At 71.3% G+C, this 16,000-nt stretch carries 12 protein-coding genes; 5 read left to right on the top strand and 7 right to left on the bottom strand.

Annotated features, from left to right (window positions below):
- Position 1: 1 nt before the first annotated feature.
- Positions 2-1,393 carry a bifunctional folylpolyglutamate synthase/dihydrofolate synthase gene (locus tag ACIQF6_RS13860; RefSeq protein WP_400894045.1) on the bottom strand — a complete coding sequence of 464 codons (1,392 nt, stop codon included), beginning with the start codon at positions 1,391-1,393 and terminating at the stop codon, positions 2-4.
- Positions 1,394-1,525: 132 nt separating this feature from the next.
- Between ACIQF6_RS13860 and ACIQF6_RS13855 the strand changes: the two genes are divergently transcribed.
- The 3 genes from ACIQF6_RS13855 (at position 1,526) to ACIQF6_RS13845 (ending at position 5,747) form a co-directional block, all read left to right on the top strand.
- A complete protein-coding gene (locus ACIQF6_RS13855; protein ID WP_400894043.1) occupies positions 1,526-2,914 on the top strand; it encodes a glycosyltransferase in 1,389 nt (462 codons plus the stop codon).
- Complete coding sequence (gene wecB, locus ACIQF6_RS13850) at positions 2,914-4,119, top strand: non-hydrolyzing UDP-N-acetylglucosamine 2-epimerase (protein ID WP_400894041.1); 1,206 nt, start codon at positions 2,914-2,916, stop codon at positions 4,117-4,119. The genes ACIQF6_RS13855 and wecB overlap by 1 nt, the downstream gene beginning before the upstream one ends.
- An 80-nt stretch (positions 4,120-4,199) precedes the next feature.
- Positions 4,200-5,747 carry a chitinase gene (locus ACIQF6_RS13845; protein WP_400894039.1) on the top strand — a complete coding sequence of 516 codons (1,548 nt, stop codon included), beginning with the start codon at positions 4,200-4,202 and terminating at the stop codon, positions 5,745-5,747.
- 61 nt (positions 5,748-5,808) lie between these two features.
- On the opposite strand, the gene ACIQF6_RS13840 is transcribed toward ACIQF6_RS13845, so the two are convergent.
- Both ACIQF6_RS13840 and ACIQF6_RS13835 read right to left on the bottom strand, forming a co-directional pair.
- Complete coding sequence (locus ACIQF6_RS13840; protein WP_400894037.1) at positions 5,809-6,339, bottom strand: hypothetical protein; 531 nt, start codon at positions 6,337-6,339, stop codon at positions 5,809-5,811.
- A gap of 274 nt (positions 6,340-6,613) precedes the next feature.
- A complete protein-coding gene (locus ACIQF6_RS13835) occupies positions 6,614-9,253 on the bottom strand; it encodes a valine--tRNA ligase (RefSeq protein WP_400894034.1) in 2,640 nt (879 codons plus the stop codon).
- A 146-nt stretch (positions 9,254-9,399) separates the two neighbouring features.
- On the opposite strand from ACIQF6_RS13835, the gene ACIQF6_RS13830 reads away from it, so the two are divergent.
- Positions 9,400-10,383, top strand: a complete 984-nt coding sequence (locus tag ACIQF6_RS13830; protein ID WP_400894032.1) for a hypothetical protein — start codon at positions 9,400-9,402, stop codon at positions 10,381-10,383.
- Between the two features lie 39 nt (positions 10,384-10,422).
- On the top strand, positions 10,423-11,211 hold the full coding sequence (locus tag ACIQF6_RS13825) for a hypothetical protein (RefSeq protein WP_400894030.1): 789 nt from the start codon (positions 10,423-10,425) through the stop codon (positions 11,209-11,211).
- An 89-nt stretch (positions 11,212-11,300) separates the two neighbouring features.
- On the opposite strand, the gene clpX is transcribed toward ACIQF6_RS13825, so the two are convergent.
- The 4 genes from clpX to tig all read right to left on the bottom strand — a co-directional run bounded on the left by clpX (position 11,301) and on the right by tig (position 15,806).
- Entirely contained in the window at positions 11,301-12,587 is a 1,287-nt protein-coding gene (gene clpX, locus ACIQF6_RS13820; protein ID WP_073812376.1) for an ATP-dependent Clp protease ATP-binding subunit ClpX, read from the bottom strand.
- A 279-nt stretch (positions 12,588-12,866) separates the two neighbouring features.
- The gene (locus ACIQF6_RS13815; protein ID WP_400894028.1) at positions 12,867-13,529 is read right to left on the bottom strand and encodes an ATP-dependent Clp protease proteolytic subunit; all 663 of its coding nucleotides are present in this window, start codon (positions 13,527-13,529) and stop codon (positions 12,867-12,869) included.
- 44 nt (positions 13,530-13,573) lie between these two features.
- Positions 13,574-14,203 (bottom strand): ATP-dependent Clp protease proteolytic subunit, encoded by a 630-nt coding sequence (locus ACIQF6_RS13810; protein WP_043916365.1) that lies wholly within the window; start codon positions 14,201-14,203, stop codon positions 13,574-13,576.
- Positions 14,204-14,426: 223 nt separating this feature from the next.
- Positions 14,427-15,806 carry a trigger factor gene (tig, locus tag ACIQF6_RS13805; RefSeq protein ID WP_400894026.1) on the bottom strand — a complete coding sequence of 460 codons (1,380 nt, stop codon included), beginning with the start codon at positions 15,804-15,806 and terminating at the stop codon, positions 14,427-14,429.
- Positions 15,807-16,000: the final 194 nt, after the last annotated feature.

Genomic DNA, 16,000 nt, shown 5'->3' with positions numbered 1-16,000 from the left:
GTCACTTCCTTCCGAACAGCAGGCGCGCCTCGCCCACCGTGATGACGGAGCCGGTGACCAGGACACCGGCGCCGCCGAGGTCCTCCTCCTCGGCGAGGGTGACCGCGGCGTCGATGGCGTCGTCCAGCCGGGGCTCGACCTGCACCCGGTCCTCGCCGAACACGTCGACGGCGAGCGCGGCCAACTGGTCGACGGGCATCGCGCGGTGGGTGGAGTTCTGGGTGATGACGACCTCGGCCAGGATCGGCTCGAACGCCTCCAGCAGGCCGGTGACGTCCTTGTCCCCGCTGGTGCCGATCACGCCGACCAGCTTGGTGAAGCCGAACGCCTCGCCCAGCGCGGCGACCGCGGCCTGCGCGCCGTGCGGATTGTGCGCGGCGTCCAGGATCACGGTGGGGCTGCGGCGGACCACCTCCAGGCGGCCCGGCGAGGAGACGCCGGAGAACGCCTGCCGGACCTTGTCCTCGTCCAGGTGCTCGGCGCCGCCCTGGCCGACGCCGAAGAACGCCTCGACGGCGCTCAGCGCGAGGGCCGCGTTCTGCGCCTGGTGGTCGCCGTGCAGCGGGAGGAAGACGTCCTGGTACTCGTGGCCGCCGAGGCCGCGCAGGGTGACCAGCTGGCCGCCGATGGCGACCTCGCGGCGCAGCACGCCGAACTCCATGCCCTCGCGGGCCACCGTGGCGTCCACCTCGACGGCCCGGCGCAGGATGGTCTCGGCGGCATCCAGCTGCTGCTGGGCGACCACGGCGAGGGCGCCGGGCTTGATGATCCCGGACTTCTCGACCGCGATCTTGCCGGTGGTGTCGCCGAGCTTGTCGGTGTGGTCCAGGCCGATCGGGGTGATCACCGACACCTGGGCGTCGATCACGTTGGTGGCGTCCCAGGAGCCGCCCATGCCGACCTCGACCACCGCGACGTCCACCGGGGCGTCCGCGAAGGCCGCGTACGCCATGCCGGTGAGCACCTCGAAGAAGGACATCGCGACCGGCTGCGCCGCGTCGACCATCTGCACGTACGGCTCGATGTCGCGGTAGGTCTCGACGAACCGCTCCGGGCTGATCGGCTGCCCGTCCAGGCTGATCCGCTCGGTGACGGACTCCACGTGCGGGGAGGTGTAGCGGCCGGTGCGCAGTTCGAACGTGCCGAGCAGCTGCTCGATCATCCGGGCGGTGGAGGTCTTGCCGTTGGTGCCGGTGATGTGGATGGACGGGTAGGAGCGCTGCGGCTGGCCGAGGATGTCCATCAGCGCCTCGATCCGGTCGAGCGAGGGCTCCAGCTTGTTCTCCGGCCAGCGGGTGGCCAGTTCGGCCTCGACGGCGCGCAGTTCGGAGTCGGTGCCGCCGGCGTCGGCGGGACGGACGGTGTAGGGGTTGGGCTCGGCCTTGTCGCTCACCCCGCCAGTCTAAGGACTCCCGACGCGCGTCCCCGACGGCCACCCCGGGGGCCGCGCGCCGGGTAGAAAGTCCCGACCGAACGGGTCCGAGGTCCACGGCCGGGGGACCCGGCGGCCGGTGAGCCTAGTGGTATGGACCTGTTCTTCCTGCGGATCGCCCCGGTGCTGTCGCTGCTGGCGCTCGCCTACATGGTGCTCGTGCTCGGCCGCTACCTGGTGTACTGGGCCGGCTCGGCGGACGCCCTGCGGCGCGGGCGCACCCTGCCGCCGGGCGACGCCGACGCGTTGCAGTGGCACCTGGTGGTGCCCTGCCGCGACGAGCAGGCGGTGATCGGCGCCACCGTCGCCGAGCTGCGGTGGGCCGCCCCGCAGGCGCACCTGTGGGTGGTCGACGACGCCAGCGAGGACCGCACCGGCGAGATCGTGGCCGCCGCCGCCGAGCGGGACCCGATGGTGCACCTGGTGCGCCGGACCCGCCCGGACGCCCGGATCGGCAAGGGCGCGGCCCTGAACGCCGCCTACCGGGCGGTCTCCGCCTGGCTGCCGGCCGGCGCCGACCGCTCCCGGGTGGTGCTCGGGGTGATCGACGCGGACGGGCGGCTGGAGCCGGGCGCGCTCGGCCACGTCGCCAACGCCGAGGCGATGGGCCGCCCGGACACCGCGGCGGTGCAGATCGGCGTGGTGATGCGCAACGCCGACGACCGCGAGCCGATGCCGTCCCGGGGCCGGGCCGTGAACGCGGCGGCCCGGGCGCTGGTGCGGATGCAGGACGTCGAGTTCCTGGCCGCGAACACCGCGATGCAGCTGCTGCGCCGCCGCACCGGCAGCGTCGGCCTGGGCGGCAACGGCCAGTTCGTCCGACTGTCGGCGCTGGACGCGCTGGCCGAGGACGGCCGGCCGTGGCCGCAGCGCGGGCTGATCGAGGACTACGAGTCGAGCCTGGAGCTGCGGCTGGCCGGGCACCGGCTGACCCACGTGCCCGAGGCCCGGGTGTCGCAGGAGGCGCTGGTCTCCGGGCGGCGCTTCCTGACCCAGCGCACCCGCTGGTCGCAGGGCACCCTGCAGTGCCTGCGCCACCTGCCGCGGGTGCTGCGCTCGCCGCACTACGGCGTGCACGGCAAGGCGGAGGTGCTCTACACCTGCCTGCAGCCGGTGGTGGCGGTGGCGCTGGTGGTGCTGACCCCGCTGACGCTGGGGATCTCGCTGGCCACCGAGACCTTCTACCCCGAGGACTCCGCGGCCTTCTGGTCCCGCTTCGGGCTGCTGATGCTGGCCGCCTTCGTGGTCGGCGCGCTGCCGATGGCGCTGTGGGGCCTGGGCTACCGCAAGCGCGAGTACCCGGACCGCAGTTGGGCCACCGGCCTGGCCTGGGGCCTGGCGCTGTGGCTGTACACGTACCACCTCTTCCTGGTGGCGCCGCGCGCCGCCTGGCGGGAGGCGCGCGGCCGGACCGGCTGGGCGAAGACCCGGCGCAACGCCGAGCTGACGGTGGTCGGCGCGCCCACCGCGCTGGAGAACTGATGACCTTTCGGACGACCTCGCAGGAGAGCACCTCGATGACCGTTTCCCGCCCGTCGCCGCGGCTGGCGCCCAGGAGCGTGGCCGTGGTCCTCGGCACCCGCCCGGAGCTGGTGAAGCTCGCCCCGCTGGTGCACGCGCTCGGCCCGGCCGCCCGGCTGGTGCACACCGGCCAGCACTGGGACGAGGCGATGTCGGGCCGGTTCCTGCGGGAGCTCTCGCTGCCCGAACCGCAGGTGCTGACCGGCGTGGGCGGCCGGCCGCGGGCCGGCCAGATCGCCGCCTCGCTGGACCAGTTGGACACCGCGTTCACCGCCGACCGGCCGGCCGCCGTGGTGGTGCAGGGCGACACCAACGCCACGCTGGCCGGGGCGCTGGCCGCCAACGCCCGCGGCATTCCGCTGGTGCACGTCGAGGCGGGGCTGCGCAGCCACGACCGGGCGATGCCGGAGGAGCACAACCGGGTGATGGTCGACCACATCGCCGACCTGCTCTGCGCGGCCACCCCGGAGAACGCCGCCAACCTGCGCGCCGAGGGCGTGGACGGGCGGCGGATCGCCACCACCGGCAACACCGTGGTCGAGGTGGTGCGCGCCCAACTGCCCGGCCCCGCCGAGCAGGCCGCGCTGCTCGACCGCCACGGCCTGCGCGCCGACCGCTACCTGCTGGCCACCGTGCACCGCCCCGAGAACACCGACACCGCCGAGGCGCTCGGCGCGGTGCTCGGCGCGCTGGACGAACTGGCCACCACCGGCCTGCCGGTGCTGCTGCCGCTGCACCCGCGCACCGTGGCCGCCGCCGAACGCTTCGGCCTGACCCGCCTGTTGGCCCGGCTGCGGGTGGTGGAGCCGCTCGGGTACGCCGAGTTCCTGGGCCTGGCCGGGCAGGCCGCGCTGCTGGTGTCGGACTCCGGCGGGGTGCAGGAGGAGTGCACGGTGCTGGGCCGTCCGCTGCTGGTGGTGCGCCGTTCCACCGAGCGGCCGGAGGCGGTGGACACCGGGTTCGCCGCGCTGGTCTCCCCCGGCGCCGACCTGGCGGCCGCCGCCCGCGCCCGGCTCGCCGAGGGCCCGACGCTGCTCGCGCGGCTGGCCGCCGTGCCGAGCCCGTACGGCGACGGGCACGCGGCGGAGCGGATCGCCCGGCTGACCGCCGAGTTGGCCGCCCCGTCGGCGGCAGCGGCCCGACGCATCGCCAACCCGCCCTCTTGACACCGGAATTGGTCCAGTCCACCGTGTGAACCACTCCCCCGCACCGCACCCCCATCGACACTCCCCCACATGGAGATGGCATGCGTGCACCACATCGACACCCGCGCGGCGCGCGGGCGCTGCTCGCCGGGCTGCTGGCGGCCGCGCTGGCCCTGGTCGGCATGGTGCTGACCGGCACCGGAACGGCCAGCGCCGCGAACGTGGACGTGATCCAGAACGGCGACTTCTCGGCCGGCAACCACATCGCCCCGTGGAGCTGCGGCCCCACCGTCACCGCGGTGAACAACTCCGCCACCGGCTGGGACCTGCAGGGCACCCCGGCCGGCTCGGACTACGCCAACTGCAGCCAGCAGGTCACCGTGCTGCCCAACTCGACGTACACCCTGTCCGCGGTGGTGCAGGGCACGTACGTGTTCCTGGGCGCCACCGGCACCGGCGGCACCGACCCGTCCACCTGGAGCTCCAACACCGGGTGGAACACGCTCAGCAGCACCTTCACCACGGGCGCCTCCACCACCTCGGTGCAGGTGTGGTTCCACGGCTGGTACGGGCAGTCCGCGTACCTGGTGGACAAGGTCTCGATGGTCGGCCCGGGCAGCTCCTCGCCCAGCCCGTCCGGCTCCGGCTCGACCTCGGCGTCGCCGAGCGCGTCCGACTCCGCCTCGCCGTCCCCGTCGACGTCCACCTCCGCGTCGCCGTCGCCCAGCAGCTCGACCACCACTCCGCCGCCGCCCGGGCAGAAGCACCTGCTGACCGGCTACTGGCAGAACTTCTACAACGGCGCGACCCCGCAGCGGATCAGTGACGTCCCCGCGGCGTACGACATCATCGCGGTGGCCTTCGCGGACGCCACCAGCACGCAGGGCGCGATCAGCTTCACCCTGGACCCGACGCTGTCGACGAAGCTGAACGGCTACACCGACGCCCAGTTCAGGGCCGACATCGCGGCCAAGCGGGCGGCCGGGAAGAAGGTCATCGTCTCGGTCGGCGGGCAGAACGGCACGATCTCGGTGGCGAGTTCGGCCGCGGCGACGAACTTCGCCAACTCCGCGTACAGCCTGATCCAGACGTACGGTTTCGACGGGATCGACATCGACCTGGAGAACGGCGTCAACTCCACCTACATGGCGCAGGCGTTGCACACCCTGGCGGCGAAGGTGGGGGCCGGATTCGTGCTCACCATGGCTCCGCAGACCATCGACATGCAGTCCACCGGCACCGAGTACTTCAAGCTGGCGCTGGCCACCAAGGACATCCTGACCATCGTCAACATGCAGTACTACAACTCCGGCGCGATGCTCGGCTGCGACGGCGGCGTGTACTCGCAGGGCACCGAGAACTTCCTCACCGGCCTGGCCTGCATCCAGCTCCAGGGCGGCCTGAACCCGAGTCAGGTCGGCCTCGGGGTGCCCGCCTCCACCAGCGCGGCCGGCGGCGGCTACACCAGCCCGGCGACCGTGAACGCGGCCCTGGACTGCCTGGCCGCCGGCACCAACTGCGGTTCCTTCAAGCCCTCGACGACCTGGCCGGGCATCGGCGGCGCAATGACCTGGTCCACCAACTGGGACGCCCTCGCGGGCGGCGGCATCGCGAACACCATCGGCTCCCACCTGCACGCCATGCCGTAGCGGCAGCCCGGCGAAGGGCCCGGCGGGACGCCCCCGCCGGGCCTCCGGCAGTGACGATCCGTCAACTCGTGGCGCGGGGCGTGGGCAGCCGGGCGGCGTGCCGACGGCGCAGTTCGGCGGCGATCTCCTCGGCCTCGCCCTCCGGCAGCAGCGGCAGCATCATCGCCACCGCCTGCACCAGGCCGCCCAACAGGTAGGTGGTGTCGGCGGTGCCCGCCACCAGGGCGCGGACCGCGGCGACGTCCCCGTCCGCGACGGCCTCCAGCAGCAGCGCGGCGCTCGCCGTCTCCTCGTCCACCGCGACCTCGGCGGCGCCGTACGGGGCGCGGCGGGCCAGGCCGCGCAGCACCCGGTCGGCGACCTCGGGGGCGTAGGCCTTGCGGACCGCCTCGGCGGCGATCCACACCAGCAGAGTGGTCGCCTCCCGCTCGGCGTTCTCGGCGAGCAGCAGGTCGAGTTCGGTGTCGAAGGCGAGCTGGTTTCCGTGCCGGAATGCCAGCAGGAGGGTCGCCGCCCGGGCCTTGGCCGCCTCCACCTCTTCCATCGGAAGTTCGTCCGGAAGTTCGTCGGCCAACTCCCCGGTCGCCACCATGCGTCTGCCCTCCGTTCGCTGCCCCGCCCGAATGGGAACTCCGCCCACCGTACACATTCGATGTGCGAAGTTCGCTGAACGCGCGGGGTCGACAACGCGATGTATTCCCTTTGGCGGAACGCGCCAATTGCCGGGAATACCGGACGAATAGCCGCAGCGAAACCGTTACCGCGACGCGCGGCCAAGGGAATTGACAAACCGTCGGAGCCAACTCGGGAAAGCCGAAGGGCCGCTGCCCCGCAGTGCGGGAGCAGCGGCCCTTCCTGACCTGCGGTCAGCCCTGCGGCAGCGCCGCGAGCTGGGCGGTGATCCGGGCGATGTCGGCCTCGGCGGTCTCCAGCCGGGTACGGATCTTGGCGACCACCTCGTCCGGCGCCTTGGCCAGGAAGGCCTCGTTGCCGAGCTTGCCGGTGCTCTGCGCCTTCTCCTTCTCGGCCGCCGCCAAGTCCTTCTGCAGGCGCTTGCGTTCGGCCGGCACGTCGATGGTGCCGGACAGGTCGAGCGAGACGGTGGTGCCGGCCACCGGCAGCGAGGCGGTGGCCTGGAAGCCGTCCTCCGGCGCCGTCAGCCGCAGCAGCGAGCGGATCGCCGCCTCGTGCACCTCCAGCCGGTGACCGGCCAGCTCCAGCTGCGCCGGGACCTTCTGGGTGTCGCGCAGCCCCTGGTCGTTGCGGAACCGGCGGACCTCGGTGACCAGCTGCTGGAGCTGGTCGATCTCCGACTCGGCGTCGGCGTCCCGGTAGCCGGAGTCCTTCGGCCACTCGGCGATCACCACGGACTCGGCGCCGGTGAGCGTCGTCCACAGCGCGTCGGTGACGAACGGGACGATCGGGTGCAGCAGGCGCAGCGTCACGTCCAGCACCTCGCCGAGGACCCGGCGGGCGTGGTCGGCCTGGACGCCGCCCTTGTTGAGCGTGGTCTTGGACAGCTCGACGTACCAGTCGAAGACCTCGTCCCAGGCGAAGTGGAACAGCGCGTCGGAGACCTTCGCGAACTCGAAGTCCTCGTAGAACGCGTCCACTTCGGCCACGGTGGCGTTCAGCCGGGACAGGATCCACCGGTCCGCGGCGGTGAGCTCCTCGGGCGCGGGCAGCGGGCCCTGGACGGTGGCGCCGTTCATCAGCGCGAAGCGGGTGGCGTTCCAGATCTTGTTGCAGAAGTTCCGGGCGCCCTTGACCCAGTCCTCGCCGATCGGCACGTCGGCGCCGGGGTTGGCGCCGCGGGCCAGCGTGAAGCGGACGGCGTCGGCGCCGTAGGCGTCCATCCAGTCCAGCGGGTCGACCGCGTTGCCGGTGGACTTCGACATCTTCTTGCCGAACTCGTCGCGGACCAGGCCGGTCAGCGCGACCGTCTTGAACGGGGCCTCCCCGTCCATCGCGTACAGGCCGAACATCATCATCCGGGCGACCCAGAAGAAGATGATGTCGTGACCGGTCAGCAGGACGTCGGTCGGGTAGAACTTCTCCAGCTCCGGGGTCTTCTCCGGCCAGCCGAGCGTGGAGAACGGCCACAGGCCGGAGGAGAACCAGGTGTCCAGGACGTCCGGGTCCTGCACCCAGCCCTCGCCGGTGGGCGGCTCCTCGTTCGGGCCGACGCAGATGACCTCGTCGTTCGGGCCGTACCAGACCGGGATCCGGTGGCCCCACCAGAGCTGGCGCGAGATGCACCAGTCGTGCATGTTGTCGACCCAGTCGAAGTAGCGGCGCTCCAGCTCCTTCGGGTGGATCTCGACCCGGCCGTCGCGGACCGCGTCGCCCGCGGCCTTCGCCAGCGGCTCGACCTTGACCCACCACTGCAGCGACAGCCGCGGCTCGACCACGGTGTGGCAGCGCGAGCAGTGGCCCACCGCGTGGTCGTAGGGGCGCTTCTCGGCGACGATGCGTCCCTGCTCGCGCAGCGCGCCGACCACGGCGGAGCGGGCCTCCAGCCGGTCCAGGCCGAGGAACGGGCCGTGCACGGTGATCGCGCCGCGCTCGTCCATGACCGTCAGGTTGGGCAGGTTGTGGCGCTGGCCGATGGCGAAGTCGTTCGGGTCGTGGGCCGGCGTCACCTTGACCGCGCCGGTGCCGAACTCCGGGTCGACGTGCTCGTCGGCGACCACCGGGATCTCCCGGTCGGTCAGCGGCAGCTTGATGGTCCGGCCGACCAGGTGCGCGTAGCGCTCGTCGGACGGGTGGACGGCCACCGCGGTGTCGCCCAGCAGGGTCTCGGCGCGGGTGGTGGCGACCACGATCGAGTCGTCGCCGTCGCCGTAGCGGATCGAGACCAGCTCGCCCGGCAGGTCCTTGTGGTCGACCTCGGCGTCGGACAGCGCGGTCAGGCAGCGCGGGCACCAGTTGATGATGCGCTCGGCGCGGTAGATCAGGCCGTCGTCGAAGAGCTTCTTGAAGATGGTCTGGACGGCCTGCGACAGGCCCTCGTCCATGGTGAACCGCTCGCGCGACCAGTCCACGCCGTCGCCGAGGCGGCGCATCTGGCCGAGGATCCGACCGCCGTAGTTCTCCTTCCACTCCCAGACCTTCTCGACGAAGGCCTCCCGGCCCAGGTCGTGCCGGGACAGACCGGACTCGGCGAGCTGCTGCTCCACCTTGTTCTGGGTGGCGATGCCCGCGTGGTCCATGCCCGGGAGCCAGAGCGCCTCGAAGCCCAGCATCCGCTTGCGGCGGGTCAGCGCGTCCATCAGCGTGTGCTGGAACGCGTGGCCCAGGTGCAGCGCGCCGGTGACGTTCGGCGGCGGGATGACGATGGTGTACGCGGGCTTGTCGCTCTTCGCGTCGGCGGTGAAGTAGCCACGCTCTACCCAGCGCTCGTACAGCTCGCCCTCTACCTCGGCCGGGGCGTAGGTCGTCGGGAGGGTGGCTGCTTCGTCCCCGGGCTTCGAGCTCGCGGGGCGCTGGTTCGTCGTGTCGGTCACGACGCACAGTTTACGGAAGCCGGAACACCGGTCGTGACCCGACAGTGCGCCGGTCGCGCAGGCGCGGCGGGGGAGCCGTACGGTAGCGTGCCCGCATACTCGATCGGACGGGGCCGCGCAACAGAGGCGGCGGGGGAGACTGAGACATGTACGGCCAGGGTCAGGGACCGCAGCAGTATCCGCAGGGGCAGCCGCAGCAGCCGTACGGCGCTCCCCCGCCGCAGCCCGGCTACGGCGCCCCGCAGCAGCCGCCGGCCTACGGCGCACCCCAGCCGCCCGCGTACGGCGCGCCTCAGCCGCCGGCCTACGGCACCCCGCAGGACCAGCCCGGCTACGGCGCCCCGCAGCAGCCGCCGGCCTACGGCGCCCCGCAGCCGCCCGCCGGGCAGCCGGGGTACGGCTACCCGCAGCAGGCGCCGCCGCCCCAGCAGCAGTGGGGCGGCGTGCCCCCGCAGCCGGGTCAGCCCGGCCAGCCCGGCTACGGCGGCTTCCCGCCGCCGGCCGCCCCGTCGAAGGGCAAGGGCGGGATCATCGCCCTGGTGGTCGTCCTGGTGCTGGCCGTGGGCGGCGGCGTCGGCTGGTGGGCGCTGAGCGGCACCAAGGGCGCGGACACCGCGGGCAAGTACAAGCTGTCCGCGCCGGAGAGCGTGGCCGGCTACACCATGAAGAACTCCTCCGAGAAGGGCTCGCTGACGGGCCTGGACGCCATCGGCTCCTTCGAGGGCTCGCTCAGCGCGACCTACCAGAAGACCGCCACCGACGTCGCCAGCTTCAGCGGCTCCTGGGGCAGCATCCCGGACCCGGGCAAGGCGCTCGACACCGCCACCCAGAAGGTGAACGAGGGCGACGGCGAGGCCGACGCGGAGAAGCCGGTCTGGAAGCAGGAGCTGACGGAGGTCGACGCGGGCGACCCGAAGGACCCGGGCGCCAAGCTCCGCTGCGGCGTGAGCGCCCTGGACACCGGCACCAGCAAGGGCTCGATGGACGTCCCGATCTGCCTGTTCGCCAGCCACTCCACCATCGGCGTGGTCGCGTTCGTCTCCATGGACCCCTCCGGCAAGACCATCAGTGTCGCCGACGCCCAGGCCCGCGCCCGGCAGATCCGCGACGCCGCCACCGTCGCCAAGTAGCCCCGCACCGCACGTCACGCGCGAACGGAGTACCGCCCCGTGTCCGACGGCCAATTCGGCCCGCCGCAGCCCGGCTTCGGGCCCGCCGGGAACGGCCCGATACCCCCGCAGGGCGCGCCCGCCGCGCCCCAGGGCGGCTACGGCCGGCCGGCCCCGCCGCAGCAGCAGCCGTGGGGCGCCGGCGGCGGGGTGCCGCCGCAGGCGTACCCGCCCGGCGTCTACCCGCCCGGCGTGCCGGTGAGGAAGTCCCGCAAGGGCCTGTGGATCGGCCTGTCCGTGCTGGCCGCGGTGATTCTCGGCGGCGCCGGCGTGATCGGCTACCTGATCTACGACACCGCGGCCGACACCGGCAAGAACAAGATCGCGCTGCCGCCGACCTTCCACGACCTGACCAGCGACCCGAACGACGAGGACACCAAGCAGCTCGCCACCAGCCTCCAGGAGGGCATGGCCGAGGACAAGGCCTCGTTCACCCAGCCCGAGCCGGTCAGCGGCATCTACCGCTCCTCGGACGGGGACCACATGCTGGTGGTGTCCGGCCTGACCGGGCACGTGCTGCTCCCGTCCCAGCAGGTCGACGTGGTCTTCAAGGACTTCTCGGCCAACGTCTCCAACCGCAGCGACGTCGACGCGGGCCCGCTGGGCGGCCGGCTCTCCTGCGGCGAGATCTCCCTCGGCGGCGAGCAGGGCGGCATCTGCGTGTGGGGCGACAGCTCCTCCGTGGTGGTCGTCATGGAGGTCGACCGCGGCAGCGACACCGGCGTCACCAAGGACAAGGTCGTCGCGGACACCCAGGAGCTGCGCAAGCTCGCCGAAGTCCCCAAGTAGCCTGCGCCGCACCACGGCTGCGACAGCGAAGGGGCCCCGCACCGTTCACCGGTGCGGGGCCCCTTCGCTGTCGCCGGGTTGACGCCGGGTCAGGCGCTCTTCTCCCGGCGCTCACGCTTGATCATGTCGCGCGGGACCAGGGTCGGGATGGCGTGCTTGGAGACCACGTCCCCGGTGACCACCACGCGGGCGACGTCCTGACGGGACGGCACCTCGTACATCACGGACATCAGCACCTCCTCCATGATGGCCCGCAGACCGCGCGCACCGGTGCCCCGCAGGATCGCCTGGTCGGCGATCGCCTCCAGCGCGTCCCGGGTGAACTCCAGCTCCACGCCGTCCAGTTCGAACAGCTTGCGGTACTGCTTCACCAGCGCGTTCTTCGGCTCGGTGAGGATCTGCAGCAGCGCCTCGCGGTCCAGGTTGTGCACGCTCGTGATGACGGGCAGCCGGCCGATGAACTCCGGGATCATCCCGAACTTCACCAGGTCCTCCGGCATCACCTGACGGAAGTGGTCCGAGGCGTCCAGCTCGCGCTTGGAGCGGATGGTCGCGCCGAAGCCGATGCCCTTCGCGCCCGCCCGGCCCTCGATGATCCGCTCCAGGCCCGCGAACGCACCGCCGACGATGAACAGCACGTTGGTGGTGTCGATCTGGATGAACTCCTGGTGCGGGTGCTTGCGCCCGCCCTGCGGCGGCACCGAGGCGGTGGTGCCCTCCAGGATCTTCAGCAGCGCCTGCTGCACGCCCTCGCCGGAGACGTCCCGGGTGATCGACGGGTTCTCGCTCTTGCGGGCGACCTTGTCGATCTCGTCGATGTAGATGATCCCGGTCTCGGCCTTCTTGACGTCGTAGTCGGCCGCCTGGATCAGCTTCAGCAGGATGTTCTCGACGTCCTCGCCGACGTAGCCGGCCTCGGTCAGCGCGGTGGCGTCCGCGATCGCGAACGGCACGTTCAGCATCCGGGCCAGGGTCTGCGCGAGCAGCGTCTTGCCGGAGCCGGTCGGGCCCAGCAGCAGGATGTTCGACTTGGCCAGCTCGATCGCGTCGTCCCGGCCGGAGCCGGAACGACCGGCCTCGCCCGCCTGGACGCGCTTGTAGTGGTTGTAGACCGCGACCGACAGCGCCTTCTTCGCGAGGTCCTGGCCGACCACGTACTGGTCCAGGAACTCGTAGATCTCGCGGGGCTTCGGGAGTTCCTCGAAGCGCACCTCGGAGCTCTCGGCGAGCTCCTCCTCGATGATCTCGTTGCACAGGTCGATGCACTCGTCACAGATGTACACGCCTGGCCCGGCGATCAGCTTCTTCACCTGCTTCTGCGACTTGCCGCAGAACGAGCACTTGAGCAGGTCGCCACCGTCTCCGATGCGTGCCACGAGGTGCTTCCCCTTCGCCAGGGGCCCCGCGGGGGTCCGGGGCCTGGTGCTGTGAGACCGGCTGCGCCACCGGCGGTCGGTCTGGTATCCGACGGTACTCTGCCGAGCCGTAGTTTCAGTCGACTTCGGCCGCTCTGCCGTACGCCCTGGGCGAATTGATACCGAACAGATGCCGTCGCGGGTGCATGACCCGACAGCCATTGTGCCGGGGCGCCGGCCCCGACCGGAACGCCCCGGGGCGGGGCGTACATCACGTACGCGCCGCCCCGGGGCGAGCGATCACTCCATGTAGGAGTTCTTGCGGGTCGAGATGATCTGGTCGATCAGGCCGTACTCCAGCGACTCCTCGGCGGTGAGGATCTTGTCGCGCTCGATGTCCTCGCGGACCTGCTCGACGGACTTGCTGGAGTGCTTGGCCAGCATGGTCTCCAGCTGCTCGCGCATCCGGAAGATCTCCTTGGCCTGGATCTCCAGGTCCGACACCTGACCGCGGCCGGTCTCGGTGTACGGCTGGTGGATCAGCACCCGGGCGTTCGGCAGCGCCATCCGCTTGCCGGGGGTGCCGGCGGCCAGGATGACCGCGGCGGCCGAGGCGGCCTGGCCCATGCAGACCGTCTGGATGTCGGGCTTCACGAACTGCATGGTGTCGTAGATCGCCGTCAGCGCGGTGAACGAGCCACCGGGCGAGTTGATGTACAGCGAGATGTCCCGGTCCGGGTCCATCGATTCCAGGCAGATCAGCTGCGCCATGATGTCGTTCGCGGAGACGTCGTCCACCTGCGAGCCGAGGAAGATGATGCGCTCCTCGAACAGCTTGGCGTACGGGTCGTACTCACGGACGCCCTGCGAGGTGCGCTCGACGAACCGCGGGACGATGTAGCGGCCCTCGGCCCGCATGTCCTCCAGGCGGGCCTTGGCACCGGACAGGCTGGGGATGTTCATGTTCTGTGGTCCTCCGAAGCGTGCGGTCTGGGTTCCGATACCGATCAGCCGGCCTGGCCGGCGCCGGTGCCGCCGCCGCCCGGGACGTCCGCGGCGCTGTGCATGATCTCGTCGATCAGGCCGTACGCCTTGGCCTCCTCCGGCGTGAACCAGCGGTCGCGGTCGGAGTCCGCGGTGATCTGCTCGAAGGACTGGCCGCTGTGCTGGGCGATCAGCTCCGACATCCGCTTCTTGGTGCGCAGCAGCTGCTCGGCCTGGATCCGGATGTCGGTGGCGGAGCCGCCGAGGCCCGCGGAGGGCTGGTGCATCAGGATGTTGGCGTTCGGCAGCGAGAAGCGCTTGCCCTTGGCGCCCGCGGTCAGCAGGAACTGGCCCATCGACGCGGCCATGCCCATGGCGATGGTCACCACGTCGTTCTTGATGTACTGCATGGTGTCGTAGATCGCCATGCCGGCCGAGATCGAGCCGCCCGGGGAGTTGATGTAGAGGTAGATGTCCTTCTCGGGGTCCGCCGCGAGCAGCAGGAGCTGGGCGGTGATCTTGTTGGCGATGTCGTCGTCGACCTGCTGGCCGAGGAAGATGATGCGCTCGTTGAGCAGCCGGTTGTAGACCTGGTCGCCCAGGCCGCCGCCCACGTCGCCGCCGGCGGCGTGCGGTGCCATCGGGCCAGGCATCTGCATCTGCGGGAACGTCACTTAGCCACCTGCTCAGTCGATCTGCGTGTGTGTCGCTGTCCACCGACCCTAACGCGCAGGCCCCGCCGCTGAATCCCCCACGCAGAACTGTTCGCTGTGAGCGCAGGGTGAGCAGCCCGAACGAGAACGGGCCCGGGCACCGTGCGGTGCCCGGGCCCGTGCCCGGTCTGACTCTCCGTCGGAATCCCGGCGGTTACGAGGCTCAGGCCTCGGTGGTCTCCTCGGCGGCGGCCTCGGTGGCAGCCTCCTCGGCGGCCTCGTCGTCCTCGAACGAGACGACCTCGCCGTTGGTGTCGGTGACCTTGGCGGCCTCGACGACCAGGGCCAGCGCCTTGCCGCGGGCGACCTCGCCGACCAGCAGCTGCACCTGGCCGCCCTGGACGACCTGCTGGGCGAACTGGTCCGGGGTCATGCCGGAGCCGGCGGCGCGACGGATGAGGTGCTCGGTGAGCTCCTCCTGGTTGACGCCCAGCTCCTCGTTCTTGACGATCTGGTCCAGCACGAACTGGGTCTTGATGCCCTTCTTCGCCTGGTCCTCGGTCTCCTTGTCGTAGTCCTCGCGGGACTTGTCCTGGGAGGCGAGGTAGGTGTCGAGGGTCAGGCCCATCGGCTCCAGCTGGTGGTGCTCCAGGTTGTGCTTGCGGGTGCCGATCTCGTCCGCGAGCAGCTTCTCCGGGTACTCCATCTCGACGCGCTGCAGCAGCTCGTCGAGGACCTTCTCCTGGGCCTGGGTGGCCTGGTCGAACTCCTTCATCCGCTCAAGGCGCTTGCGGGAGTCCCCGCGCAGCTCCTCCAGGGTGTCGAACTCCGACGCCAGCTGCGCGAACTCGTCGTCCAGCTCGGGGAGTTCCTTCTCCTGGACGGTGGTCACGGTGACGGTGACCTCGGAGTCCTGGCCGGCCTGGGTGCCGCCCTTGAGGGTGGTGGTGAAGGTCTTGGCCTCACCGGCGGACAGGCCGACGACGGCCTCGTCGATGCCGTCCAGCAGGCGGCCGGAGCCGATCTCGTAGCTCACGCCGGTGGCGGTGCCGTCCTCCGGCACCTCACCGTCGACCTTGGCCTCCAGGTCGATGACCACGACGTCGCCCTCGGCGGCGGCGCGCTCGACGTCCTTCACGGAGCTGAAGCGCTCGCGCAGCTGCTGCAGCGACTTCTCGATGTCCTCGTCCGAGACCTCGACCGGGTCCACCACGACGGCGATCTCGGTGAAGTCCGGCAGGGTGACCTCGGGACGGACGTCGACCTCGGCGGTGAACTTCAGGTCACCGCCGTCGGCCAGGTTCTCGACACCGGCGATGTCGGTGATGTCCGGCTGGCCCAGCACGTCGATCTGGCCCTCGTCGACGGCCTGCGTGTAGAAGCGCGGAAGCGCGTCGTTGACGGCCTCCTCCAGCACCGCGCCCCGGCCGAAGCGCTGGTCGATGACCCGGTTCGGGATCTTGCCCTTGCGGAAGCCCGGGACGGTGACCTGCTGGTTGATCTTCTTGTACGCCGCGTCGAGGCTGGGCTTGAGCTCCTCGAAGGGCACCTCGACGGTGAGTCGAACCCGGGTCGGGTTCAGAGTCTCGACGGCGCTCTTCACGGTTAGGTCTCCTAGGGGGCTTGCGGTCAGGGCGATAGGCGGTTGGGGCTGCAATGCTGTCCGTACTACCGCCAGCGGTCCATCCTACCGGTACCACGAAAGCGACTGTGCCCGGCACCGGGTGCACGGCGGAACGGCCCCCGATATCCGGGCCCCACAACGACAACAGGGCCCCGCCCACCGGCGAGACCCTG

This window comes from Kitasatospora sp. NPDC092948 (assembly GCF_044754805.1).
Lineage (GTDB): Bacteria > Actinomycetota > Actinomycetes > Streptomycetales > Streptomycetaceae > Kitasatospora.
The sequence above is the reverse complement of the archived record's forward strand: the minus strand, read 5'-3'. Positions and strand labels throughout refer to the sequence as shown.

Bases quoted from the DNA above. Each gene is read 5' to 3' on its own strand.
- ACIQF6_RS13855 (WP_400894043.1), top strand. From the start codon at position 1,526: ATGGACCTGTTCTTCCTGCGGATCGCCCCGGTGCTGTCGCTGCTGGCG.
- wecB (WP_400894041.1), top strand. From the start codon at position 2,914: ATGACCTTTCGGACGACCTCGCAGGAGAGCACCTCGATGACCGTTTCC.
- ACIQF6_RS13845 (WP_400894039.1), top strand. From the start codon at position 4,200: ATGCGTGCACCACATCGACACCCGCGCGGCGCGCGGGCGCTGCTCGCC.
- ACIQF6_RS13840 (WP_400894037.1), bottom strand. From the start codon at position 6,339: ATGGTGGCGACCGGGGAGTTGGCCGACGAACTTCCGGACGAACTTCCG.
- ACIQF6_RS13830 (WP_400894032.1), top strand. From the start codon at position 9,400: ATGTACGGCCAGGGTCAGGGACCGCAGCAGTATCCGCAGGGGCAGCCG.
- ACIQF6_RS13815 (WP_400894028.1), bottom strand. From the start codon at position 13,529: ATGAACATCCCCAGCCTGTCCGGTGCCAAGGCCCGCCTGGAGGACATG.
- ACIQF6_RS13810 (WP_043916365.1), bottom strand. From the start codon at position 14,203: ATGCCTGGCCCGATGGCACCGCACGCCGCCGGCGGCGACGTGGGCGGC.